Genomic DNA, 24,292 nt, shown 5'->3' on the forward strand with positions numbered 1-24,292 from the left:
TGTGAGCATTGCTGCACTGGCGCAAAGCATGGGCATCACCCTGAAGGCGCTGTTTTCCAAACCTGTAACCATTCCTTACCCGGATGCCCCGGTGCCCCTGAAACCCCGTTTCCACGGGCGGCACGTGCTGACCCGGCATCCCAACGGCCTCGAGAAGTGCATCGGCTGTTCGCTCTGTGCGGCGGCCTGCCCGGCCTACGCCATCTACGTAGAAGCCGCCGAGAACGACCCCCAGAACCCCGTGAGCGCAGGGGAGCGGTACGCCCGGGTCTACGAGATCAACATGCTGCGCTGCATCTTCTGTGGGATGTGCGAGGAGGCCTGCCCTACCGGTGCGGTGGTGATGGGCTACGACTTTGAGATGGCCGACTACCGCTACTCCGACTTCGTCTACAGCAAGGAGGACATGCTGGTCGAGGTGGAGGGTACCAAGCCCCAGCGCCGCGAGGCGGCCTACACCGGCAAGCCGGTCAAGCGGGGTTACAGCCTGCCCTATGTGCGGCCCGAACTCGAGGGTTTCAAGCCGCCCAAGTAGGGCAGACCGGAGGCTCGAGGTTCCGGGCAGGTGTTCCCCAACGCACATTGTTGGGGGTAAAATCGCTCGGATTATGTGCGACCCTAAAAGCTCGAGCCCACCCCTGGCTCTCTGGAGGAATCAATGAGTATCGGATTCTGGGAAGTTCTTGCGCTGCTTGTGCTGGTTGGTACCGGCCTGGCCGTGGTGCGGCTGCAAAACGCCGTCCACGCCGCCCTGGCGCTCATCGCCAATTTCCTGGTGGTGGCGGGTGTGTATGTGGCGCTCGAGGCCCGCTTTGTGGCTATGATCCAGATCATCGTCTACGCCGGGGCCATCGTGGTGCTGTTTTTGTTCGTCATCATGCTGCTTTCGGCGGCCAACGCCAACGTGGGCCAGGATCTACTGCCCCGGCTCCCCTGGGTGGCTGCACTGGGTGCCCTTGGTCTGGCCGGCGTACTGATCTACGCCGTAACCCGCTTTCAGCCGCCTGCCAACGCACCGGCCCTGGGGGGTGGCTTACCCCAGGCCCTGGGGCCCTTGCTCTACGATCCCGAGAAATGGCTCTATGCTCTACTGGTGGTGGGTTTCTTGCTGCTGGTAGCTACGGTGGCGGCGGTGGTGCTGATCGAACCCGAGCGGATTATCGCGGCCACCAGCCACCCGGCCCACCCCCGGCAGGATCAAAAGCCCAGCCCTTCCACCGGGCAACAAAAAGATGAAAGGGCGGTGGTCAAGCCATGATCTGGCTGGTAGCCTCCGCGCTTCTATTTTCGATTGGGGCTTATGGGGCGCTGACCCGGCGCACCGCCATCCTGATGTTTTTGTCCATCGAACTGATGCTAAACGCCGCCGCGCTCTCGCTCGTAAGCTTCTCCAAGCTCACCGGGAGCCTCGAGGCCCAGGTGGTGGTGCTTTTCATCATCGCCATTGCCGCCGCCGAGGTGGCGGTGGGCCTCGGTCTGATCGTGGCCATCTTCCGCCGCCGCGAGACCACCGGCGTAGACGAGCTCAGGCAACTGAGGGGGTAAACTGTGCAAGAGACCTTTCTTCTACCCCTGATTATCGCACTGCCCCTCTTGGGGTTCGTGCTGCTGGGACTCTTTGGTAAGCGATTGGGCGAGCCGGCAGCGGGCTGGCTGGCCTCGCTTTTGGTACTGGGCAGCTTCCTTTTGGGCCTGGTCTTGCTGCTGCAGGGGGGGGCGCGCTGGGCGCTCCCGGACTGGCTGCCGGGCATCCCCTTCAGCCTCCACCTCGACAACCTCTCGGGCGTGATGCTGATGGTGGTGACCGGGGTGGGTTTCCTAATCCACGTCTGGGCCATCGGCTACATGCACGGCGACCCCGGCTACAGCCGCTTCTTCAGCTACTTCAACCTGTTCATCGCGGCCATGCTGGTGCTCATCCTGGGCGACAGCCTGCCGGTGGTCTTCATCGGCTGGGAGGGGGTGGGGCTGGCCTCCTACCTGCTGATTGGCTTCTGGTACCACGAACGGATCAACGTCGACTCGGCCCGCAAGGCCTTCATCGTCAACCGCATCGGCGACCTGGGCTTTTTGCTGGCCATGGGCCTGCTCTGGAGCATGTTCGGCACCCTCTCCATTAGCGAGCTGGTCGAGAAGGTGGAGGCCGGGGGGTATAGCTTTACCACCCTCACGCTGGCCGGTTTCTTCCTGCTGGTAGGGGCCATGGGCAAGAGCGCCCAGGTGCCTCTGATGGTCTGGCTGCCCGATGCCATGGCCGGCCCCACCCCGGTCTCGGCCCTGATCCACGCGGCCACCATGGTCACGGCAGGGGTTTACCTGCTGGTTCGGCACGCCTTCATGCTGCACGATGATGCTTACCTGTCGGGCCTGATCGTGCTCATCGGTCTCCTGACGGCCTTTTACGGGGCGCTGTGCTCGCTGGGTCAGTGGGACATTAAGCGCATCGTGGCCTACACAACCCTTTCCCAGCTCGGCTTCATGTTCGTGGCGGTGGGGGTGGGGGCCTACTGGGTGGCCATCTTCCACATCGTGACCCACGCCTTCTTCAAAGCCCTGATGTTCATGACCTCGGGCTCGGTGATACACGCCCTGGGGGGTGAGCAGGACGTACGCAAGATGGGCGGTATGCGCAAGTACCTGCCCGCCACCCACCTGCACGGCCTGATCGCCACCTTCGCCTCGGGCGGTTTGGTGCCGCTGGCGGGGTTCTGGTCGAAGGACGCCATCCTGGCTTACTCCTTCGAGTATGGCCCCTGGCTGTGGTTCCTGATGCTTTTGGCCTCGGTGCTGGCCGCCCTATACTCCATTCGCTGGTATGTGCTGGTCTTCTGGGGTGAGTACCGGGGCAAGGAACACCCCCACGAGAGCCCGGCGGTGATGCTCTGGCCCAACCACATCCTGATGGTCGGGGCCATTGGTGTGGGCTTTATGGGGTTGCCGTACGTGATCGATTACAAGAACTTTATCGAACCTTTCCTAACCAAAGCCATCGGGGAGTTTCCCCACGAAAAACTGCCGGTGTTCACCGAGTGGGTGCTCATCCTCACCTCGGCGCTGGTGGCCATCGCTGCTTTGTGGTGGGGCTTCCGCTTCTTCCAGCAGAAGATGCCGGCCTGGTACGAGCGCTTCCAGGCGGCGGCCTTGCAAGGGTTCTATGTGGATGCCCTATACAATGCCCTGCTGGTGAACCCGGCCAAAGGGCTGGCCGAACTTCTATTCGGGGGTGATAAGGGTATTCTGGCGGGTTTTGCTGGCCTGGGCAACCTGATGGGGGGGTTGGGTAGTCTGCTGGCAAGGCTCGAGACCGGAGCTTTGCGCTTTTACTTAGCAGGGTTCGTGCTCGCCCTGGTACTCCTGGTGGGCTGGGGGGTGTTGCGATGATTCATCTGGGACTGTGGTTACCCCTCCTGGCGGGTTTGTTGCTCTTTATCGTGCCAAGCCTGGGCCGCACCTTCGCCATCGTCTCGGCGGCGGTGAGCCTGGCGATTGCGGTGGTGCTGTTTGCCGGCTACGGGGGCCAGGGGGTGGCCTACGCCAGCCAGACCCCCTTCCTGCCCGAGGTGGGCGTCTACTATGCGGTGGGGCTGGATGGGGTCGGTTTGCTTTTGTGGATGGCGGTGAGCCTGGTGGTGCTCCTGGGCGTCTGGGTTGCCGAGGTGCCGGTGCGCTTCCTGGCCCTGGCCCTGATGATGCAGACCGGTCTATTGGGCATTTTTGCGGCCCAGGATCTGGTGTTCTTCTACGCTTTCTTCGAGGCCACCCTGATCCCCGCGCTCTTGATGCTGTGGTTTTACGGAGGCCCCGAGCGCTTGCGGGCCATCTACATCTTTGCCCTGTTTACGCTGGTGGGCTCGCTGCCCATGCTGGCCTCCATCTTCGCGGTGCGCTACCTGGGCGGGGCTGAAAGCTTCCTCTACACCGACCTGGTGGCCCATCCCCTGAGCGGGCAGGCGGCGGCCCTGGCCTTCCTGGGCTTTTTGGTGGCCCTGGCCGTCAAAACCCCGCTCTTCCCGCTGCACGCCTGGCTGCCTAGCTTCCACCAACAAAACCACCCCTCGGGCCTGGCCGATGCCATGGGCACCCTGTACAAGGTGGGCGTCTTTGCCCTGTTCAAGTGGGCCATTCCCCTGATGCCCGAGGGTTTCAAGGAGTGGCAGGGCCTGCTGCTCTTCCTGGCTGCCTTTGGGGCTTTGTACGCCGCCTGGCTGGCCTTCAGCGCGCCCGACTGGAAGACCCTCTTGGCCTACGCCGGGGTTTCGCACATGGGCGTTGCGGCCCTGGGGCTCTTTAGCGGCAACATGGAAGGCACGGTGGGGGCGCTGTACCTGCTGGGGGCCTCGATGGTGTATGGCTCGGCCATGTTCCTGTTTGTGGGCCTGGTCTACAAGCGCACCGGCAGCCTGGACGTCCTTCCTGCGCGCGGCCTGGCCAGGCACACCCCGGCGCTTTATGTGCTGGGGATGTTCTTGCTGATGGCCATGATCGGGCTACCGGGGCTTTCGGGCTTCCCCGGTGAGCTGATGGCGTTGCTGGGGGCCTACCAGGTCTCGCCCTGGCTGACCTTCCTGGCCTTCCTGGCGGTGATTGCCGCGGCGGCCTACGCGCTCACGGCCTTTCAGAAGCTCTTCCAGGAAACCCCGCAGGCCCAGGCCGTGCCGGACATGGATAGGCGGGAGTGGGGTTTTGCGGCGGTTACGGTGGGGGTGCTGCTATTGATGGGGCTGTACCCCAAGCTGTTCACGGTCTACCTCGAGCCCCTCGGCAAGGCCCTTGCAGCGCTTTTTGGAGGTGCTTCATGACCGACCGCAAGCGCCGGGTTTTTAGCTCTTTTGCGCGGATGGGAGGTGCGCGATGCTAACTTTGTACTTGCTGGCAGGCTTTGCCACCGTGCTGTCGCTGCTGGCCTTCCTGATCTCCCGCGAGGCCAACCGCATCGTGACCGTGGCGGCGCTGCTGCTGGCGGGTTTGTTCTCTCTGGTCGGTTGGGGCCAGACCGTGGAGGCCTTTGGGGGTCTTTACCGCTTCGATACCCTGGCCCGGGGCCTGACCCTGGTGGCCATTCTGGGTGGCCTGTGGGCGTTGTTGCTGGGGCCGGCCAAGAAGTTCGAGTTCCCGCTGCTGGTGCTGTTCGCGGTGACCGGTATGCACGTTATGGCCAGCAGCCCCAACCTGGTGGTGCTGCTGATTGCCCTCGAGGTCTTCTCGCTGCCCCTGTACGTGCTGGCGACCTGGCAGCGGGACGAACAGGGCTTTGAGGCGGGACTGAAATACTTCCTGCTGGGGGCGCTGGGGGCGGCCATCTTTCTCTATGGCATCGCCCTGTACTTTGGGGCAACCGGCAGCTTTATGGTGGGTGCGACGGGCTCGGGGCCGCTTTACATTGCGGGGCTGTTCCTGATTATGGCGGCCTTTGCCTTCAAGACCGCCATGGTGCCCTTCCAATGGTGGTCGCCGGATGTCTACCAGGGCAGCCCCACGGTGGTCACCCTCTTCATGGCTACGGCGGTCAAGGCGGCGGCCTTTGCGGCCATGCTGCGCATCTTCACCCCCGAAGGCCTGGAAGCCTGGGGTATCGGTATGGCTGCGCTGGTTGCCCTCAGCACCCTCTTTGGCAACCTTGGGGCTTTAGCCCAGACCGAGGCCAAGCGGCTTTTTGCTTACTCCTCCATTGCCAATGCCGGCTACATCGGCCTGGGGCTCTTTGGCCCCACCGGGCAGGCCACCATCCCGTTCTATCTACTGACCTACGCTCTAGCTACCGGTCTGATCTTTGCGGTGCTCTCGATGCTTTCGAATCAAGAAGTGCCGCTCGAGCGCCTGCGCGGCCTGTGGTACCGCAAGCCCCTGCTGGGTGGGGCCTTAGGGCTGGGCATTCTTTCGCTGCTAGGGCTGCCCCCGCTGGCCGGGTTCTGGGCCAAGTACCTGGTCTTCCAGGAGGCAGCCCGGGCCGGCTTCTACGGACTGGTGGTGCTGGCCCTGGTCACCTCGGCCATTGGTGCGTACTACTACCTCAAAACCTTCTTCCTGATTTTCAGCCAGCCCACGCCTGCCCAGGAAACTGAAGATCGTGAAGCCGAGGCGGCCCTGGCCCAGTATGGCAGCTCGGAAGCGCCGGGGGTTCCGGTGACGGCAGCCCCCATGGGCCTCACCCAGGCCCTGATGGCCCCTGCGGCCCAGACGGGCCTGCCTGCGCTGGGGATGCTGGTGGGGGCGATGGCCCTGCTGGGCCTGCTCTCGCTTCTGCCTGGGCTGGGCTTGCGAGCCTTCAGCGCGGGCCTGCCCCCGGCGGCAGCGGCTGTAACCATCACCGCACCGGTGGATGGTTCGACCCTGGCAGTGGGCAGCCATACCCTGCAGGGGACGGGCCGGCCGGGGGAGACCCTCGAGCTCTTCGACAACGGCGTGCCCCTTGGCGCTGTAACGGTGGGCCAACAGTAGGCGAGACTACACCTCGTTCCAGGCACGATAGTCCCAATATGCATCCGAGACCCGGCCTTGGGGGCCGGGCTTTTTTCTTCTTTGCTGTGTTGGAAGAAACAAAAGCCCTTGAACCATCGGCCCAAGTTGGTTTAGATGTACCCTAATACCGGATTCAAAAAGATAGTCATCCAAAGCAAAGACCTCCAGAGGCTATCTTTTTGAATCCTAGAGCGCTCCCTTCGGTCGGGTTAGTTCGCCGCCTTCCGGCGCCGAACTAACCGAATAACATAGAGCATTCCCCACGAATACCCAGTACAGCGCATTTTGCTGTACCGGGCAAATTGCCTACCGCCGCGGGGCAGATAATTGTGGGAAACACGATAAAAAGCGCCCTGCCTGCTGCAGCAGGCAGGGCATTCGCCATCCAGGCTAGGGTGCGGAGGCGTGGGGCACCTGAACACCGGTAATTGACACCGGCTTGGCTGCATCGGAGGAGTTGTTGGTGCCATCACCCAACTGACCTTGGATATTGCTGCCCCAGGCCACCACCGAACCGTTCTCCAGCAGGGCCAGGGCGTGAAAGATGCCTGCTGCCAGACCCCGCACACTCTGGCCTGTGGGTATGCCCTGAACATCTACCGGGGTTGTCTGGTCACCCGCAGCAGCGCCGTTGCCAAGCTGGAAGCTGTCGTCGTGCCCCCAGGCCTTGACCGAGCCATTGCTCAGAACGGCCAGGGTGAACTCGTAGCCCGCTGCAATGCCTACCACGTTCGTTAAGCCCGTGACCGTAACCGGCGTGTTACTGTTCGTAGTGGTACCGTTGCCAAGCTGGCCGTGGTTGTTATAGCCCCAGGTACGCACCGTGCCGTCCTCCAGCAACGCAACCGAGTGGTTGCCCCCAGCGGCAATGGCCCTTACACCCGCTAGGTTCGGTACAGCAGTCGGTGTGTTGTAGCGCGTGTTGTCTCCGGTTCCCAGCTCGCCGTTGGGGTTGTCGCCCCAGGCCCAAACACTGCCGTCGGCTTTGAGGGCCAGGGTGTGGTCGTCACCGGCAGCCAGGGCAATTACGTCGTTAAGATCGGAAATAGGGGCGGGCGATTCCTGTGGAGTGGGAGTGGTGTTACCAAGGCCAAGCTGGCCCACATCGTTGCGCCCCCAGGCGTATACGGTGCCTTGGGAGGTCAAGGCCAGGGAGTGGTAGCGACCGGCCTGAACAGCTACGGCTTTGACCCCTGCAGGCAGGATATTTTCACGCACGTTGGGAGCGGTGTTGGAGCTGTTCGGGTCTCCCGGCCCATCCCCCAACTGCCCATACTCGTCCCGTCCCACCGTAATCACCCGTCCATCACTGGTGAGGGCGATGAGGTGGAACTCACCCAGGGATATCGAGACCACGCCGTTGATGGACGGAACCTGGGCAGGGGTGTTATCGGTGGTGCTGGTGGTTGACCGACCCAGCTGGCCGTAGGTGTTGTCGCCCCATGACCAGACCTCACCGTTGGTTTTAACAGCTGCGCTGAAGTAGCCTCCCGCAGCCAGGGTGTTGGCCCGCAGCACCCGCAGGGTAAGAGGAGCGGTGCGGATCAGGTTCCCGCTGTTGGCCTGTACGGTGAGGTTGTAAACCCCCTCCGGAACGGTGCGGTCTACCGAAAGCGTTACAGGGCCGGAGTCGCTCAGGCTGGCCGGGCTGATGCTGATGCCGCTGTGGGGCGATTGCAGGCTCAGGCTCACCGAACCGCTAAACCCGGCCTCAGGTGTGAGGACAAGGTTGAAGTCGGAAAAGCTCTGGCCCTGGGCTCGCAGGGTGCTCGAGCGGGTTAGTGCAATGTTGAACGAGGTTACAGTTAGTCCAAAGCTGGCGGTTTTGCTGAGGCTGCCCTGGGTGGCAACCAGCGTAAGGGTGTTGGAGCCGGTGGGGGTACTAGAAGTGGTGTTGAAGGTGATGGTGAAGCTCTGTGGGTTTGTTCCGTTTACGTTGATGACATCGGGTGAGACTGTAACGCCTTCAGGTGGGTTCTGTAGGCTCAGGTTTACTGTACCGCTAAAGCCGTTTTGGGGCGTGAGGGTGAGGGTGGTGGAGACCGACTGGCCGGGGCCAACCGAAGCATTGTTAGGGTTGAGGGATATTGTGAAGTTAGGCTGAGACTGCGATTGCGTGCCACAACCGATCAACACCAGACCCGCCACTGTGAGGGGTAAGAGAAGTTTCTTCACAGTACCTCCTTGCTAAATTTTGACTGTCATCATAGAGCTTCGGCAATTTGAAGCCTGTGATAAATGTGGCACTGGATTTGCAGCTATCTGATTGAAGCCACCCGTCTCAGCCACTCTAAAAAGCTGGAAAATCTTCCGCATTTTCCAGTCACTTGTTCTCTACTGTCAACGCGAAGCCCTGTTCACAAAGCGACATACACGATACAAAATCCACCCCATACCGGATTCAAAAAGATAGTCATCCAAGGCAAAGACCTCCAGAGGCTATCTTTGAGCACACCCCTTGCTACCCTCGGCGAAGAAAGCGTATCCCTTCGGTCGGGTTGGTGCGCCGCTGGAGGGTGCCAAACTAACCGAATCTGGTATGACAGCCGCTACAGGCAGCCTGGCGCATCAGCTTTTCAGGCGCTCGAGCAGGTACTGGGGTAGTTCCTTTACTGCTACCCGCTCCTGCTGCATGGTGTCGCGGTCGCGCACCGTCACGGTGTCCTGCAGGGTGGTGCTGCCGTCCTGGCTTTTGCCGATGGTGTCGTAGTCCACCGTAACGCAAAAGGGCGTGCCCACCTCGTCGTGGCGGCGGTAGGCCTTGCCGATGTTACCGGTGTCCTCGTAGAGCACACGGCCAAAGCCCAGGGCCTGCAAATCGGCCTTGAGGCGGCGGGCGTAGCTGGTAATCTCCTCTTTGTTTTTAGCCAGCGGAATGACCGCTACCTTGATGGGGGCCAGGTGCGGCTTGAGCTTGAGCACGATGCGCTCCTCGCCGTTCTCCAGCTTTTCCTTGGTGTAGGCCTGCGACAGCACCGCCAGCACCGCCCGATCTACACCGGCCGAGGGCTCGATCACAAAGGGCACGAACCACTCCTTGGTCTCGGGGTCTTGCACCGCCAGCTTGGCGGTGGAGTGGTGGTTTTCCAGCACCCGGGCCTGAATCTTCAGCTCGGCCTGGCCCTTGGTGTGGCTGCCTAGGTCGTAGTCGCTGCGGTTGGCGATACCCTCGATCTCCTCGAAGCCCAGGGTGGGGAAGTTGTACATCAGGTCGAAGGTGCGCTTGGAATAGTGCGAGAGGTCTTCCTTGGGAACGTCCAGTACCCGGATTTGCTCGCGGGGGATGCCCTGGGCCTCCCACCAGGCCAGGCGGGTCTCGAGCCAGCGCTGGTGCCATTCCTCGTCGGTGCCGGGCTTCACAAAGTACTCGATCTCCATCTGCTCGAACTCCCGCACCCGGAAGATGAAGTTGCGCGGGGTAATCTCGTTGCGGAAGGCCTTGCCGATCTGGGCGATGCCAAAAGGCAGGCGGCGGCTGGTGGCATCGAGCACGTTTTTGAAGTTGATAAAGATGCCCTGGGCCGTTTCGGGGCGTAGGTAGCCGTAGGAGTCTTCGTCGGCCACGGGGCCAATCTGGGTTTTGAACATCATGTTGAAGGGCCGTGGGGGCGTCCAGTCACCGGGCGCGCCGTCGGCAGGGTCGATGACCTGGGCGGTGCTCATGGCCAGGGCGGCCTTCTCGGGCTCGGCCAGCAGGCGCGAGACCAGGGCCGCCAGGCTCTCCTCCTGGTGCAATCCCATGGCTTGCGATAAAGCCTGTAGCACGCTGGGTTTTTGTTCCTTGAGGAGGTGATCTAGGCGGTAGCGTTTCTTGGAGATGCGGTTGTCTACCAGGGGGTCTGAGAAGGTGGCCTCGTGGCCCGAGTAGAAAAGCACCAGCCGGTGGGTCAGGATGCTGGCATCCAGGCCTTCTATATCATCGCGCTCGTAGACGTTGGCCCGCCACCAGGCGGCCTTGAGGTTGTTCTTGAGCTCGACCCCCAGGGGGCCGTAGTCGTAGGTTCCCTGCAAACCACCATAGATATCCGACCCGGGGAAGATAAACCCCCGGCGCTTGCACAGGCTTACCAGTTCTTCCATCGTTTCAGCAGGCATAGGTTGCTCCTTTGGGGCTGGTTTAGGGTTAGAGGTTGTGTGCACCAGAACAGCCAGCTACCCCTTGCCAGCCTGTGCCGGAAAAAAGAAATCCCCGGCACGCATGCCTGGGGACGAATACGCGCCGGAAAAGGCGCGAACATCCGCGGTTCCACCCCAGTTCCTCGAGCTTGCTCGAGGCCCTTTGAGTTGCGTTGAGGTTGGCTCCGCCGCCCTTCACCCGGTTCTTGGCTGCCCGGCTCACACCCTCCCAGGCTCGCTGTAGCGGAACGCCGGGTTACTCCTGCGGTTCAACGCAAGCTACAAGGTAACACAGCGGCCCTTTCCCATCAAGGATTTTGCTATCCTGTAGGCAATGCCCAGGCCGAAACCCCCTGTCAAAACCGAGGTGTCGGTAGAGGAGTTTCTGGACTTTGAGGCCACCTCCTCTGAGCGGCACGAGTATGCCCATGGACAGGTTTTTGCCATGGCCGGTAACAGCGAACGCCACAACCGCCTGGCCTTTGAGCTAGCCATGGCTATCGCTCAGAACAGCAGGGACACTGGCTGTCGGGTTTTGATGAGCGATGTCAAGGTTCAGACGCCCACGGGTGCTGTCTACTATCCCGACGTCATGGTGGTATGCGATACCTCCGACGACCATCCATACATCAAGCGCTCACCCTCTCTGATTGTGGAAGTTTTGTCAGATAGCACACTCGACATCGATCGGGGCGAAAAGTGGCTCAACTACCAGACCCTACCCAGCCTGCAAACGTACGTTTTGCTCGAGCAAAACACCATGCGGGCCGAGGTGTTCCGGCGGGCGGAGGGGGGCTGGTTCTACGAGCGCATCGAAAGCGGCCCGCTCAAGCTACCCTGCGTAAACCTGGAGATCGCGCTCGAGGACATCTACGCCCGACTGGGACAGCTCGAGCCAGAAGATACAACGCCAGATGGGAGTAAAGCCCGCTAACCGCACTTCTCATGTGCATGGTGCATGAATTCAACATAGCAAAAATCGCTGTGATGTTTGTTTCTCCAAGCGAGATAATTCTTTCTTCATAAAACTCTGGAAACGCTTCGTAACGTGTGGCGCAAACACCAAGCAAGAGCTGGTCATACTGTAATATTGAGGTAGGAAGAAAGCGGCGCTATGAATACTTGTACGACATACCAGGAGGTTCGCGCTTGAACAGGTACGACGATCGCGCCAGGTTGGTTTTTCATTACGCCAGGGAGGAAGGGAGCCGACTGGGCCATAGCATGATCGGGCCCGAGCACCTGCTACTGGGCCTGATGCGCGAAGGGGGTACAGCCGCGCGCATCCTGATGGAGTACGGGGCCAGCTTGGAGGCCATGCGCCGGATGGTGGAGGAGCTGGTCGGGCGGGGCGAGGGCAGCCGCACCGGTGAGCCACCGGCCATCACCCCGCGCGCCCGGCGGGTGATGGAGCTGGCCGGGGCCGAGGCCCGCAACATGTCGAGCCAGGTCATCGGCACCGAGCACATCCTGCTGGGCATCATCCGCGAGGGCGACGGCATCGCCTACCGCATCATGACCCATTACGCCAAGGATGTGGACACCATCCGCTGGCGGGTGCTCTCGCAGGCCGGCGAACAAACCAAGGAAAAAGCCGTGGCCACCCCATTCCTGGACGAGTATGGCCGCGACCTCACCCGCGAGGCCCGCGAGGGCAAGCTCGATCCCGTAATTGGCCGTACCGAAGAGATTAACCGGGTCATCCAGATTCTGGCCCGCCGCACCAAGAACAACCCCGTGCTGGTGGGCGATCCCGGCGTGGGCAAGACCGCCATTGTGGAGGGGCTGGCCCAGGCCATCGTGGAAGGCCGGGTGCCGCCGGTGCTGCGCGGGGCCCGCATCGTCTCGATAGACCTGGCCGGGGTGGTGGCCGGCACCAAGTACCGGGGCGAGTTTGAGGAGCGCCTGCGCCAGATTATCGAGGAGCTCAAGAACGCCAAGGTGGTAGCCTTTATCGACGAGCTGCACACCCTGATTGGGGCGGGCGGGGCCGAGGGCACCCTGGACGCCGCCAACATCCTCAAGCCCCCTCTGAGCCGGGGCGAGATCCAGGTCATCGGGGCTACCACCACCGGCGAGTACCACCGCTACATCGAGAAAGACGCGGCCCTGGAGCGCCGCTTCCAGCCGGTAATTGTGCTCGAGCCCACCCCCGAGGAGACCCTGGAGATCCTTAAAGGGCTGCGTCCTAGGTACGAGGCCCACCACGGGGTGGTCATTCCCGATGAGATTCTGGGCCTCTCGGTCAAGATTGGCATCCGCAGCCTGCCGGGGCGCAACTTCCCCGACAAGGCCATCGACCTGATTGACGAAGCCGCCAGCCGGGTTCGCCTCAACGACTCGCTGGGCCTGCCGGTGGCGGTGGACGAAGATGGCACCCCGCTGGTGGCCCGCGAGGACATCGAGAGCGTGGTGGACTCCTGGGGCGGTATCTACGTAGACGACAAAGACGACAGCAAGCTCTTTGGCCTCGAGGAAGAACTCAACAAACGGGTAATTGGCCAGAAGGAAGCCGTCGAGGCCCTGGCCGCCGCGCTGCGCCGCAGCCGGGTGGGCTTGGGCGGGCGGACGCGGGTCTCGGCCAGCTTCCTGTTCGTGGGCTCGTCGGGTGTGGGCAAAACCCACCTGGCCAAGGCCCTGGCCGAGGTGCTCTTTGGCTCGGAACGGGCCCTCATCCGCTTCGACATGAGCGAGTTCCAGGAGCCGCACTCCATCTCCAAGCTGATTGGGGCCCCGCCGGGCTACGTGGGCTACGAGCAGGGGGGCCGCCTGACCGAGGCGGTACGCCGCCAGCCCTTCAGCGTGGTGCTTTTAGACGAGATCGAGAAAGCCCACCCCGATATTTACAACACCTTCTTGCAGGTGCTGGACGAAGGCCGCCTGACCGACGGCTTAGGCCGCACCGTCGACTTCCGCCGGGTCATCCTGATCATGACCTCCAACACCGGCTTCAACGTGGGCCCGGCCATCGGCTTCACCAACCGCGAGGTGGACACCGAGAGCCCCCTCAAGGCCATCTTTACCCCCGAGTTCCTCGACCGCCTGGACGAGGTGATCCGCTTCCGCAACCTGAGCGAGCCCGAGCTGGTGCAGGTCGCGCAGATTATGCTCGAGGACATCGCCAAAGAGCTGGAATCCCGCGAGAGGGTGGTGCGCTTCGACCCCTCGCTGGCCTCCTGGCTCGTCAGCCAGGCCCCCAAACAGGGCAGCACCCGCATCCTGCGCAACCTGATCCGGGAGAAGATAGAAGACCCGCTCTCCCTCGAGCTCCTCTCCCGCCCGGGCCGCACCCTCTTTGTGACCCTCAAAGACGGCGCGGTTGCCATCGAGGAAGAGGCGCTGAGCCTGGGTTTGGCCTAGCAAAACCCCTCCCCGTCCGCGGGAAGGTTTTTCTGAATGTGCGCTGACATTCGAGCCTTACCATAAAGGCGTGCCAGTACAAGCTAAAGAAGTTCTCCTGCAAGAGCTGAGCGCGCCTGAAATTCTGGTGCTGCTCGAGCGCGATGCGGCCGCCAGTGAGGTGCTGAAGGTCGCGCTCAAGGAGCTGATTGCCAGGGGGCTGCTGCGGGTGGACAGCGCCGCTCCCAGCGGCCAGCCGCAATTCGTCCTTGACCCTGACAACCCGCCGCAAAACCCGGTCTTGCAAAGTTTGTGGGCCCATCTTCAGAGTGCCAGCCGGCAAGGGCTCGAGATCAACCAGGTTTTGCAGCACCTGCAAAGGGAGTACGGCCCGGGGTACGGCGGCTTTAAGGGTAAAACCGTCCTCCCCAGCCTGGTAGAGCGGGGGCTTCTTCTTGAGCAATCTGGCAAATTTCTAGGCCTGGTTCCCTATACCTACTACCGACCCACCCCAGACGGAGTCAGCTTGAAGAGCCGCTTGAAGGAGCGCCTGCTGGAAGCCCGCCGCCTGGTGCCCTCGCTGGCCGATGGGAAAGCCGAGGCGGTCGCCCTGCTGGGGGGCCTGGGGGCCGGCCTCTTGTTGCTTCCGGGGCTCGAGGCGCAGCTACAGCAGCTCAGAAACCTCATGGGCGGCAACGCCTCGGACGGTTATGTGCCCTTCCCGCTGTGGGAGGGCGAGTTCGAGCACCACGACCTCGAGCGTGCCTTTCATCAGGTCAGCGTAGCCCTCGACGGCCTCTCGGCGGATGCCGGGGATGGAGGGGGCGACGGTGGGGGTGGGGGCGGCGAGTAACCCGGAGCAAACGCCCCATCACCAGACCTCGCTTCACCCGGTGCGCTCCAGGTCAAGGTAGGTGAAGGCCCAGGGGTGACGTTCGTCGGCGGGGTGGTGCTCCCGGTAGGTCTCGCGCCACCCGGCCGGGTTCCAGGGGGGAAAGAAGGTATCGGCCCCGGGGATGAGCGTCTCGACCAGGGTCAGGTGCAGGTGGGTGGCCAGGGGTAGGAACAGGGTGTAAATCTCGCCCCCCCCAATCACCATCAGCTCGTCGTCCAGCTGCAGGGCCTCCTCGAGGGTGTGCGCCACCTCCACGCCCTCGGCGGCAAAGGCCGGGTCGCGGGTAAGCACCACATTGCGCCGTCTGGGGAGGGGCCGCCCGATGCTCTCAAAGGTCTTGCGGCCCATCAGCACGGTCTTGCCCAGGGTCAGCGCGCGGAAGCGCTTGAGGTCGTCGGGCAGGTGCCAGGGTAACGTGCCAGCCCGGCCAATGGCCCGGTTCTGGTCCATCGCCACCACAAAAGCAATCTTGCGGGCCATGCTACACCGCTACCGGCGCAGGAATGCGGGGGTGGGGGTGGTAGTTCAGCAGCTCGATGTCGTGGTAGGTGAAGGCGAAGAGATCCCTCACCTCGGGGTTGAGCCGCAGCGTGGGCAGGGGACGTGGCTCGCGGGAAAGCTGCAGGCGGGCCTGCTCGAAGTGGTTGCGGTAGAGGTGGGCATCACCCAGGGTGTGAATGAACTCGCCCGGCTGCAGGCCCGTGACCTGGGCCACCATGTGGGTCAGCAGGGCGTAGGAAGCAATGTTGAAGGGAACCCCCAGGAAAATATCCGCACTGCGCTGGTAGAGCTGGCAGGAGAGGCGCCCTTCGGCCACGTAGAACTGAAAGAGCACGTGGCAGGGGGCCAGGGCCATGCGGGGCAGGTCGGCCACGTTCCAGGCGCTCACCAATAGGCGGCGGGAGTCGGGGTTGCGTTTGATCTCCTCCACCACCCAGGCCAGCTGGTCGATGGTCTGGCCGTCCGGCCCGGCCCAGCTCCGCCACTGCTTGCCGTACACCGGCCCCAGCTCGCCCGCCTCGTCGGCCCACTCGTCCCAGATGGTGACCCCGTTTTCCCGCAAGAAGCCGATGTTGGTATCGCCCCGCAAGAACCACAACAGCTCGTAGACCACGCTTTTCCAGTGGACTTTCTTGGTGGTTACCAGGGGAAAGCCCTGGCCGAGGTCGAAGCGCATCTGGTAGCCAAAGATCGAGCGGGTGCCCACGCCGGTGCGGTCGGACTTATCTACCCCGTGCTCGAGCACATAGCGCATCAGGTCGTGGTACTGCTGCATGACGCACAGTCTATCAGGAGTGGCCGGTGAGACGTTTGAGGAGGCGCCGGGCGTATAAAGGGGCGTAAAAATAGGCCGCCGAGCCAAAGCCGGTAAGGGCGAAGCCGCCGGGAATGGGCTTGAGATAATCCTTGTCCAGCCGGTAGCGCACCCCAGCCCAGGACGAGCTCCACCCAGGCCGGTAGCCCAGCAGCCTCTCCGCTTCCGAGAGCAGCCACTCCACCTCGTGGGGCTGGGTCTGGTGGGGTGAATACCTGTCCTGGTGGGGTAGATAACTCCCCCCCAGGCTGTGCCCGGCCACATACACCCCATACGAGCGGGCCTGCTTGAAATGCTGCTGGGTTAGCAGCACCGAGCCGGGGGTGAAGCGCCCGCCCAGCCCAAGCAGGTGTGCCCCGCTGGCTCCTCCGGCGTAGACCAGCACCCTGCCCGATACCCTGCGTCCGTCCTCGAGCCAAAGCGTGCTGGCCTCGAGCCGCTCTACATTCGCGTACAGGATGTTCAGGCCCTCGGCTAAGCGGTGCAGCAGGGGGGTGGTCTCTAGCCACCCCGCGTTTTCCAGGTACAAACCTTCCTCGAGCCACAGGTGCGGAACCCGGCGGCCCTGTAGCTTTTGCCGCCAGACCGCCCTATCGCTTTCGGGCACGGGCCGCAGGATGCCCTGGCGCACTGGAGTAAAACGCGGATAGAAGTCCCAGAGGGCTTCCAGGGCCTCCTCGGCCTCGAGCGCCACCGTCCCGCGCTTGCCCCGCACCGGGTTCAAGAGGGCATCCGGCACCCGGCTGGCCTCGCCGAGTTCGCGGGCCACCACCAGCACCTCCCTGCCGGCCTCGTGCAGCAGCCTGGCCGCACACAACCCGGCGATGCCGGCCCCAAGCACCACGATTTCAGCCTGGGTTTTCACGCCATCACTAGCGGAATCGTGGCCGGCTCCTGCGCCCCCACCACCTCACCTAGCAGCATGTGGGGGGTGGCCTGCTGGATGAGCACCTGGTACAAGCCCGGGCGCGGGGCCTGGGCCGCGGGGATCAGGGTGGGGTGGTTGCCGCGGGTGTGGCCCTCCACAAAGCTGTCGTCCTTGGCAGCGCCGCGCACCAGCACCTCCACGGTCTGGCCCACCCAGCGCTGGTTTTGCCGGTAGCTCCACTCTTTTTGCTTCTCAATCAGGCGCTGGAGGCGCTCGACCTTGACCTCGCGCGGCAGATCCTGAAAGTGCTTGTAGCTGGGGGTGCCGGGGCGCGGGGAGTAGATGAACATGTAGGCGCTGTCGTAGCCCACCTCGTCGTAGAGCGAAAGGGTCTCTTGGAAGTCCTCCTCGGTCTCGCCGGGGAAGCCCACGATGATGTCGGTGGAGAGCACCACATCCGGCATGGCCTGGCGGATGGCCCGGGTGCGATCCAAATACCATTCCCGCCGGTACTCCCGCCCCATGCGGCGCAGCACCCGGTTGGAGCCGGACTGCACCGGCAGGTGGATGTAGCGGCAGACCTGGGGGGTCTCGGCCATGGCGGCAATTACGTCGTCGGTGAAGTTGACCGGGTGGCTGGTGGTGAACTTGATGCGGGGGATGCCCACCTGGGCCACCATCCGCAATAGCTCGGCGAAGCTGGGGAAGCCCGGCTGGTCTTTGCCGTAGGAGTTGACGTTCTGGCCCAGCAGGGTGACCTCCACCACCCCCGCGGCCCTGAGCTGCTCCACCTCGCGCAGGATCAGGTCGGGGTGGCGGCTTACCTCGGGGCCACGGGTGGTGGGCACGATGCAGTAGGTGCAGTGGTGGTTGCAGCCCCGGATGATGCTCACAAAGGCCGAGAGGGCCCCCTGGGGCGCGGGGGGCAGGTGGTGGGTGAGCTCTTCGCGGAAGCTCAGATCCCAGAAGCGGCTTTTGGCCTCGAGGGCCTTACCAATCTCGGTGAGCGCCCCCGGCCCCAGGAGCACATCCACCTCGAACTTACGGGCTATCTGCTGGCCCTCCTCGAGCTGGGCCAGGCAGCCCATCATGCCCACCAGCAGGGGGCGTTTTTCTTTTTCCTTGCGCAGCTCACCCAGAAGCGAGCGCACCTTCTCCACGGGCTTGCCCCGCACCGCGCAGGTGTTGACCAGCACGAAGTCGGCTTCCCGCCAGTTGTCCACGAACTCTGCACCAAGCGAGACCAGCTCGCTACGCACGAGGTGGGTGTCGTACTCGTTCATCTGGCAGCCATAGGTGATGATGTTTGTTTTCATGTAAACCTCTGGGCCTACCGGAGGGATTCCGGGGCCGCACAGATTCTAAGTGTAGCAAAATGGAGGGGTGTCTACGAAATGTCCGGTGGGTGGTTGCGGCCAGGTTCAGGCCGAGGCGCCGTATTCCCGTAAGCCTTCCTGGATGAGCTGCATCAACCTGGGTTCCTCGCCGGGGATATTTTCCCGCAGGCGGGCCGCAGCCACAATGGGCATCCAGGCTTGGAGCTGGGCCATATCCAGGCTCGAGAAGCTCTGGTAGTGCTCGAGGTAGGTTTGGTAAAACGTTCGGCGCTGGCGCAAAATTTCCTCACGTGCGGGCAGGTCTTGGGGAAACACGCTGTGCAACATCAGCAAGGTGGTGCGGGCGATATCGGCCAGGGGGTTGCCCCGTGTGGCATTGGGCCAGTCCACCACATACGGGCCCTTTTCACTCATCAGCACATTCTCGGGGTGAAAATCGCCGTGGCAAAGGGCGGTTCCATCGGGTAGGCGCTCGAGGTGTTGCAGCAATGCCGCTCGCTCGGCTTCTGAAAGCCGGCAGGCCTGGATGCGCTGGATGAGGTGTTCTCGCTGGGATGGTAGGTGCCCGGCGGCTTTTTGATGAAGCTGGCGGTGCAAGGCCCCCAGCGTCTGGGCGGCGAAACCCAAACGTTCGGGGTTGGACTGGATGTAGTCGGTAAGCGGCACGCCCCGAATCCACTCGAGCACCAGCCCCCAGCGCCCCTCAACCTCGAGCACGTCCTCCACCCTGGGCGAGGGCACCCCCAGCAGCCAGACCTGCTGGGTGAGCTGGGCCTCGAGCTCAGCGTCGGCCTGGGAAAACTCCGGCCAGAGCAGCTTGAGCACGTAGCCGTCGGCCCAGGCGAACACCTCAGCCTCGCGCCCCTGTCCCAGCCGTGCGAGCGACATACATCCACTAGCATAGCGGTTTGGCGATTGCGTACACAAAAAACATCCATCGGTGCCCTTTGTTCCAAGGGCGTGGCTTTCAACGGGCGTTTGCCTGAATGGCTTGACGCTTTGGTATACCAAACTTTATACTTTACCTGATGCCGACTTGGGTGAAGCAGCCCCTACTAAGCCCCGCTCGAGGGGTCTAGCTGCTTTGCGCGCGACCCCAGGGCCCTACGCCGCTGGGGTTTTTGAGGTTGTCAAAGGGGTGAACTTTCATGGGTAAAAGTTTGTACGAGAAAGTCTGGGAGAGCCACGCCATCCGAACCCTGCCCAACGGGCAGACCCAGTTGTTCATTGATACCCACCTGATCCACGAGGTTACCAGCCCACAAGCCTTCGGCATGCTGCGCGACCTGGGCCTCAAGGTGCGCTTTCCCGAACGCACCTTTGCCACCGTAGACCACATCGTGCCCACCCACTCCCTTTTAGAGCCCTTCGAAGACCCCCAGGCCGACGAGATGATCCGGCAGCTGCGCAAGAACGTGCAGGACTTCGGGATTACCTTCTTCGACGTGACCTCGGGGCTGCAGGGCATCGTGCACGTGATCGGCCCCGAGAACGGCATCACCCAGCCCGGCATGACCATCGCCTGCGGCGACTCCCACACCTCGACCCACGGGGCCTTTGGGGCCATTGCCTTCGGGATTGGCACCACCCAGGTGCGCGATGTGCTGGCCACCCAGACCATGGCCGTCAGCAAGCTCAAGGTGCGGCGCATCAACGTAGAGGGCAGGTTGCAGCCGGGGGTCTACGCCAAGGACGTGATTCTGCACATCATCAAGGTGCTGGGGGTCAACGGCGGCATCGGCTACGCCTACGAGTACGGCGGCAGCGTCTTCGACAACTTCAGCATGGAGGAGCGCATGACCGTCTGCAACATGAGCATCGAGGGCGGGGCCCGCATCGGCTACGTCAACCCCGACCAGACCACCTTCGACTACCTCAAGGGCCGCCCCTACGCCCCCAAGGGCGAGGAGTGGGAAAAAGCCGTGGCCCGCTGGAAGGCCCTGGCCTCCGACCCCGACGCCCACTACGACGACGTGGTGAACATCCGGGCCGAGGACATCGCCCCCACCGTGACCTGGGGCATCAACCCCGGCCAGGGCTGCGCCATCACCGACCGGGTGCCCGACCCGGCCCAGTATCCCGAGTCCGAGCGGCCTGCGCTGGAAGAGGCCCTCCGGCACATGAAGCTGAAGCCCGGCCAGCCCATCAAGGGCGTCAAGGTGGATGTGGCCTTTCTGGGAAGCTGCACCAACGGGCGCATCTCCGACTTCCGCGAGGCCGCCAAGTACCTCAAGGGCCGCAAGGTGGCCCCGGGGGTGCGGGCCATTGCGGTGCCGGGCTCGCAGCAGGTGGCTAAGCAGTGCGAGGAGGAGGGCATTGCCGAGATCTTCCGCGAGGCTGGGTTTGAGTGGCGCGGGGCGGGCTGCTCGATGTGCCTGGCCATGAACCCCGACAAGCTGGTGGGGGATGAACTGTGCGCCAGCAGCTCCAACCGCAACTTCAAGGGCCGCCAGGGCAGCGCCACCGGCCGCACCGTGCTGATGTCGCCGGTGATGGTGGTGGCGGCGGCGGTGACGGGCCGGATAAGCGACGCGCGGGAAGTGTTTGGGGTTGAGACCCTGGTGGGGGCGTAGCTCGAGCGGGCTTGGCGCGCCCGGGTTGGTTCGGTGCTAGGCTGTTGCGTATGATCACCGACCGCAGCACCAAGAAGTGGAACCTGCAGGAATACCACCGGCTGGGCGAGGCGGGGCTGTTGCAGGATGGGCGTTACGAGCTTTTGAACGGAGAGATCGTTGAGATGAGTCCGGTGGGCATTCGCCACAAAGATTGCGTGAGCAGGCTGGTGCGGCTTCTGGGCCCACGAACGGCTGGGATCGCCCAGCTCGAGAGCCAGCAGCCGCTGGTGGTGGGGGGCGATGAGCCGGTACCGGACGTTTTCCTGCTACGACCATCGCCGGACTTCTACGAGGGCCGCCATTTCAGCGCGGGCGATGTGCTCTTGCTCATCGAGGTGGCCGAGTCCACCCTCAAGACCGATCAGGAAGTCAAAGTGCCCAAGTATGCCCAGCAGGGCGTACCGGAGGTTTGGGTGGTGGATCTTGGCGGCGACCGCGTCTGGGTGTACCGCCATCCCCAGGGCGGGGTTTATACGCAGATACAGGCCTACGGGCGCGGGGATGTTATCAAGCTTGCGGGCCTCGAGGGCCTCGAGCTCGAGGTGGATGAAATTCTGGGAAAGACCTGGTTTTGATGGTGAGGTTGAGCTTTGGCGACCAAGAATCTGATCCGCGGGGTGACGCTGGTAGCGGCCTCGGTGCTGCTCTCGCTGGCCACCCTGGGGCTGTGGCTGGGCAACCTGGAGACCAACCCGCTTTTCAGTTGGATAGTGTTTGGGGTGGGCTTTGCCCTTTGCGCTGCGGCGGCCATCGTCGGGATTTGGAGCATTATGGGCTTTTTTAGAGACAAGGAGGGTAAGTAAATGGCTTTAGAACCAATCAAGCAGGTGCAGGGCCGGGCTGTGCACGTTCCCGGCAACGACATTGATACCGACCGCATCACGCCGGCGCGCTACCTGAAGGTGGTCACCTTTGACGGGCTGGGCGAGGCCCTTTTCTACGACGAGCGCTTCAACCCCGACGGCTCTGAAAAGCCGCACCCCCTGAACGATCCCCGCTTCAAAGGGGCCAGCATTATGCTGGTAGGGGCCAATTTCGGCTGTGGCAGCAGCCGCGAGCACTCGCCCCAGGCCATCTACCGCGCCGGTTTCCGGGCGCTGGTGGGGGAGAGTTTTGCCGAGATTTTCTTTGGCAACGCCACCGCCCTCTCCATGCCCTGCGTGACCGCTTCCAAGGCCGATATCGAGCGGCTGGCCCAGGCCATTGAGCAAGACCCCAGCCTGCTGGTGACGGTGGATGTGGAAAGGCTCGAGGTACGCTACGCAGACACCGCTTTTAAGGTAAACCTGCCCGCCACCGCGCAAAAAGCCCTGGTGGAAGGCCGCTGGGATCCCATTGCCGACTTACTGGAAGCGGGCGAGCTGATCGAGCAGGCCGCGGCCCGGCTGCCCAAGGCCACCCGCCAGTAGAGAAAGGAACCCCATGCCCAAAATCGCACTGCTTCCCGGTGACGGCATTGGCCCCGAAGTAACCTATGCGGCGGTGGAGGTGCTCAAAGCCGCCGATCAGGTGTATGGTCTGAACCTCGAGTTCGAGGCTTTTCCCTTTGGCGGCAACGCCATAGACGCCCACGGCGAGCCCTTCCCCGAGATCACCCAGAAGGGCTGTCTGGAGGCCGACGCCATCCTGCTGGGGGCCATCGGCGGGCCCAAGTGGGATGGCGTGCCCCGCCACCTGCGGGCCGAGACTGGCCTGCTGGCTTTGCGCAAGGCCCACGGTCTGTATGCCAACCTGCGCCCGGCCAAGGTGCTGCCGGGGCTGGAAGGCCTCTCGCCCCTCAAGCCCGAGATCGCTCGAGGGGTGGATGTGCTGGTCATCCGTGAGCTGACCGGCGGCATCTACTTCGGCGAGCCGCGCGGCATGAGCGAGGCCGAGGGCTGGAACACCGAGCGCTACAGCAAGCCCGAGGTGGAGCGCATCGCCCGGGTGGCCTTCGAGGCGGCCCGCAAGCGGCGCAACCAGGTGTGCAGCGTGGACAAAGCCAACGTGCTCGAGGTTGGCGAGTTCTGGCGTAAGACCGTGGACGAGGTGCACCAGCACTACCCCGAGGTGGCCCTCGAGCACCAGTACGTGGACGCCATGGCCATGCACCTGGTCACCCGGCCCAGCCGGTTTGACGTGGTGGTGACCGGCAACATTTTTGGCGACATTTTGTCCGACCTGGCCAGCGTGCTGCCCGGCTCCCTGGGCCTCCTGCCCTCGGCCAGCCTGGGCGAAAAAACCCCCCTGTTCGAGCCCGTGCATGGTTCCGCGCCCGATATTGCCGGCAAGGGCATCGCCAACCCCACCGCGGCCATCCTTTCGGCGGCCATGCTGCTCACCCATGCGCTGAACCGGCCCGAGGTGGCCCGGCAGATCGAGGGGGCGGTGGCCGCGGCCCTGACCACCAACCCCACCCCCGATCTGGGCGGCCAGGCCAGCACCCAGTCCTTTACCCAGCAGGTGATTGCGGCCTTGCACAGAGTGGCCGCCTGACTGCCAACCTGGGCAACCCCTCTACCGTGGCCGGGTGAACCGGTCGGATACCCCCTGGCCTTTTGCAACAATAGGTCGTATACAAAGAGCATGAAACTGAAAGGACAGACCTTCATCGTCACCGGGGCCAGTCGGGGCATTGGCGAGGCCCTGGCCCTGGAACTGGCCCGCGCCGGGGCCCACCTGGTGATCGGGGCCCGCAACCAGAAGGCCCTCGAGTTCGTGCGCGACGAGGTGCAGGGCCTGGGCGTGCGCTGCTTGGTGGTGGCCGGTAGCGTAGCCAGCGCCGCGGTGGCCGAGGCGATGGTCAAGGCCGCGCTCGAGATCGGAAACTTTGTGGGCTTTATCCACAACGCCGGTGTGCTCAACGCTGGCCCGCTGGCCTACGAACTGATCGAGGCCCAGTACGACGAGATCATGGACTCCAACGTTAAGGGCGGCTACCAGCTAGCCCGCTTTGCCTACCCCCATCTGATCCGCCAGCCGGGCAGCGTGGCGGTGTTTCTGGGCTCGGGGGTGGCCGAGCACAACATCCCTGGCATGGGCATCTATGCCATCGCCAAGGCGGCAGAAGAGCACCTGGTGCGGCAGCTTGCGGTGGAGGCCCCCGAGGTTACCTGCTTCACCTTCCGACCGGGCATCGTGGAGACTGAGATGCAGCGCCAGCTACGGGAGGCCCAGGGGAGCGCCAGTGAGACCCTGCGGCCCCTGTTCCGGGGCTACCAGAGCCAGGGTCGGGTGCTCACCCCCGAGCAGTCGGCCAGGGCCCTGGTGCGCCTCCTCGAGGGCGATCCCCGGCGTTTCCACGGTAAGATAGCAACGGTTGCAGACGGCTCATAACAAATAAACCCTTTCATCACCGGCTGCTGGCGA

At 63.4% G+C, this 24,292-nt stretch carries 22 protein-coding genes; 15 read left to right on the forward strand and 7 right to left on the reverse strand.

Going from position 1 to position 24,292, the window contains the following annotated elements; all coding sequences use genetic code 11:
* The first annotated feature begins 1 nt into the window (after nt 1).
* The 6 genes from nuoI (at nt 2) to MTAI_RS05630 (ending at nt 6,438) form a co-directional block, all read left to right on the forward strand.
* The gene (gene nuoI, locus MTAI_RS05605; protein WP_027887651.1) at nt 2-535 is read left to right on the forward strand and encodes an NADH-quinone oxidoreductase subunit NuoI; all 534 of its coding nucleotides are present in this window, start codon (nt 2-4) and stop codon (nt 533-535) included.
* Nucleotides 536-658: 123 nt separating this feature from the next.
* Entirely contained in the window at nt 659-1,258 is a 600-nt protein-coding gene (locus MTAI_RS05610) for an NADH-quinone oxidoreductase subunit J family protein (protein WP_027887650.1), read from the forward strand.
* Nucleotides 1,255-1,545 carry an NADH-quinone oxidoreductase subunit NuoK gene (gene nuoK, locus MTAI_RS05615; protein ID WP_027887649.1) on the forward strand — a complete coding sequence of 97 codons (291 nt, stop codon included), beginning with the start codon at nt 1,255-1,257 and terminating at the stop codon, nt 1,543-1,545. Before MTAI_RS05610 ends, nuoK begins: the two co-directional genes overlap by 4 nt.
* Nucleotides 1,546-1,548: 3 nt before the next feature.
* Complete coding sequence (nuoL, locus tag MTAI_RS05620) at nt 1,549-3,381, forward strand: NADH-quinone oxidoreductase subunit L (protein WP_027887648.1); 1,833 nt, start codon at nt 1,549-1,551, stop codon at nt 3,379-3,381.
* On the forward strand, nt 3,378-4,799 hold the full coding sequence (locus MTAI_RS05625) for a complex I subunit 4 family protein (RefSeq protein ID WP_027887647.1): 1,422 nt from the start codon (nt 3,378-3,380) through the stop codon (nt 4,797-4,799). Before nuoL ends, MTAI_RS05625 begins: the two co-directional genes overlap by 4 nt.
* Nucleotides 4,800-4,851: 52 nt before the next feature.
* Complete coding sequence (locus tag MTAI_RS05630; RefSeq protein ID WP_223299682.1) at nt 4,852-6,438, forward strand: NADH-quinone oxidoreductase subunit N; 1,587 nt, start codon at nt 4,852-4,854, stop codon at nt 6,436-6,438.
* 411 nt (nt 6,439-6,849) lie between these two features.
* Here the strand turns inward: MTAI_RS05630 and MTAI_RS05635 are convergent, their stop codons facing one another.
* On the reverse strand, nt 6,850-8,634 hold the full coding sequence (locus MTAI_RS05635; RefSeq protein WP_027887646.1) for an RCC1 domain-containing protein: 1,785 nt from the start codon (nt 8,632-8,634) through the stop codon (nt 6,850-6,852).
* Between the two features lie 393 nt (nt 8,635-9,027).
* On the reverse strand, nt 9,028-10,554 hold the full coding sequence (locus MTAI_RS05640; protein ID WP_027887645.1) for a glycine--tRNA ligase: 1,527 nt from the start codon (nt 10,552-10,554) through the stop codon (nt 9,028-9,030).
* Between the two features lie 355 nt (nt 10,555-10,909).
* Here MTAI_RS05640 and MTAI_RS05645 point away from each other — a divergent pair, with 355 nt between their 5' ends.
* The 3 genes from MTAI_RS05645 (at nt 10,910) to MTAI_RS05655 (ending at nt 14,767) form a co-directional block, all read left to right on the forward strand.
* Complete coding sequence (locus tag MTAI_RS05645) at nt 10,910-11,509, forward strand: Uma2 family endonuclease (RefSeq protein ID WP_043982785.1); 600 nt, start codon at nt 10,910-10,912, stop codon at nt 11,507-11,509.
* 215 nt (nt 11,510-11,724) lie between these two features.
* Nucleotides 11,725-13,935 (forward strand): ATP-dependent Clp protease ATP-binding subunit, encoded by a 2,211-nt coding sequence (locus tag MTAI_RS05650; protein ID WP_027887644.1) that lies wholly within the window; start codon nt 11,725-11,727, stop codon nt 13,933-13,935.
* 70 nt (nt 13,936-14,005) lie between these two features.
* Nucleotides 14,006-14,767 carry a GPP34 family phosphoprotein gene (locus MTAI_RS05655; RefSeq protein WP_027887643.1) on the forward strand — a complete coding sequence of 254 codons (762 nt, stop codon included), beginning with the start codon at nt 14,006-14,008 and terminating at the stop codon, nt 14,765-14,767.
* Nucleotides 14,768-14,800: 33 nt separating this feature from the next.
* Here the strand turns inward: MTAI_RS05655 and MTAI_RS05660 are convergent, their stop codons facing one another.
* From MTAI_RS05660 to MTAI_RS05680, 5 genes are all read right to left on the reverse strand, one after another.
* Nucleotides 14,801-15,289 (reverse strand): dihydrofolate reductase, encoded by a 489-nt coding sequence (locus MTAI_RS05660; RefSeq protein WP_027887642.1) that lies wholly within the window; start codon nt 15,287-15,289, stop codon nt 14,801-14,803.
* A 1-nt stretch (nt 15,290) separates the two neighbouring features.
* Nucleotides 15,291-16,085: a thymidylate synthase gene (locus MTAI_RS05665; protein ID WP_027887641.1), complete on the reverse strand. Its 795-nt coding sequence runs from the start codon at nt 16,083-16,085 to the stop codon at nt 15,291-15,293.
* 13 nt (nt 16,086-16,098) lie between these two features.
* Nucleotides 16,099-16,989 carry an FAD-dependent oxidoreductase gene (locus tag MTAI_RS05670; RefSeq protein WP_027887640.1) on the reverse strand — a complete coding sequence of 297 codons (891 nt, stop codon included), beginning with the start codon at nt 16,987-16,989 and terminating at the stop codon, nt 16,099-16,101.
* Entirely contained in the window at nt 16,986-18,308 is a 1,323-nt protein-coding gene (gene miaB, locus MTAI_RS05675) for a tRNA (N6-isopentenyl adenosine(37)-C2)-methylthiotransferase MiaB (protein ID WP_027887639.1), read from the reverse strand. Before miaB ends, MTAI_RS05670 begins: the two co-directional genes overlap by 4 nt.
* 105 nt (nt 18,309-18,413) lie before the next feature.
* A complete protein-coding gene (locus MTAI_RS05680) occupies nt 18,414-19,217 on the reverse strand; it encodes a phosphotransferase family protein (RefSeq protein WP_027887638.1) in 804 nt (267 codons plus the stop codon).
* A gap of 260 nt (nt 19,218-19,477) precedes the next feature.
* On the opposite strand from MTAI_RS05680, the gene leuC reads away from it, so the two are divergent.
* The 6 genes from leuC to MTAI_RS05710 all read left to right on the forward strand — a co-directional run bounded on the left by leuC (nt 19,478) and on the right by MTAI_RS05710 (nt 24,259).
* On the forward strand, nt 19,478-20,902 hold the full coding sequence (gene leuC / locus MTAI_RS05685) for a 3-isopropylmalate dehydratase large subunit (protein ID WP_027887637.1): 1,425 nt from the start codon (nt 19,478-19,480) through the stop codon (nt 20,900-20,902).
* Between the two features lie 50 nt (nt 20,903-20,952).
* Nucleotides 20,953-21,519, forward strand: coding sequence for a Uma2 family endonuclease (locus MTAI_RS05690; RefSeq protein ID WP_027887636.1), 567 nt, complete (start codon nt 20,953-20,955; stop codon nt 21,517-21,519).
* 15 nt (nt 21,520-21,534) lie between these two features.
* The gene (locus MTAI_RS05695; protein ID WP_013014104.1) at nt 21,535-21,747 is read left to right on the forward strand and encodes a hypothetical protein; all 213 of its coding nucleotides are present in this window, start codon (nt 21,535-21,537) and stop codon (nt 21,745-21,747) included.
* Nucleotides 21,748-22,353: a 3-isopropylmalate dehydratase small subunit gene (gene leuD, locus MTAI_RS05700; RefSeq protein ID WP_013014103.1), complete on the forward strand. Its 606-nt coding sequence runs from the start codon at nt 21,748-21,750 to the stop codon at nt 22,351-22,353.
* 13 nt (nt 22,354-22,366) lie between these two features.
* Complete coding sequence (gene leuB / locus MTAI_RS05705; protein ID WP_013014102.1) at nt 22,367-23,419, forward strand: 3-isopropylmalate dehydrogenase; 1,053 nt, start codon at nt 22,367-22,369, stop codon at nt 23,417-23,419.
* Between the two features lie 90 nt (nt 23,420-23,509).
* Nucleotides 23,510-24,259: an SDR family NAD(P)-dependent oxidoreductase gene (locus MTAI_RS05710; protein ID WP_013014101.1), complete on the forward strand. Its 750-nt coding sequence runs from the start codon at nt 23,510-23,512 to the stop codon at nt 24,257-24,259.
* Nucleotides 24,260-24,292: the final 33 nt, after the last annotated feature.

The organism is Meiothermus taiwanensis WR-220, from assembly GCF_003568585.1.
Lineage (GTDB): Bacteria > Deinococcota > Deinococci > Deinococcales > Thermaceae > Meiothermus > Meiothermus taiwanensis.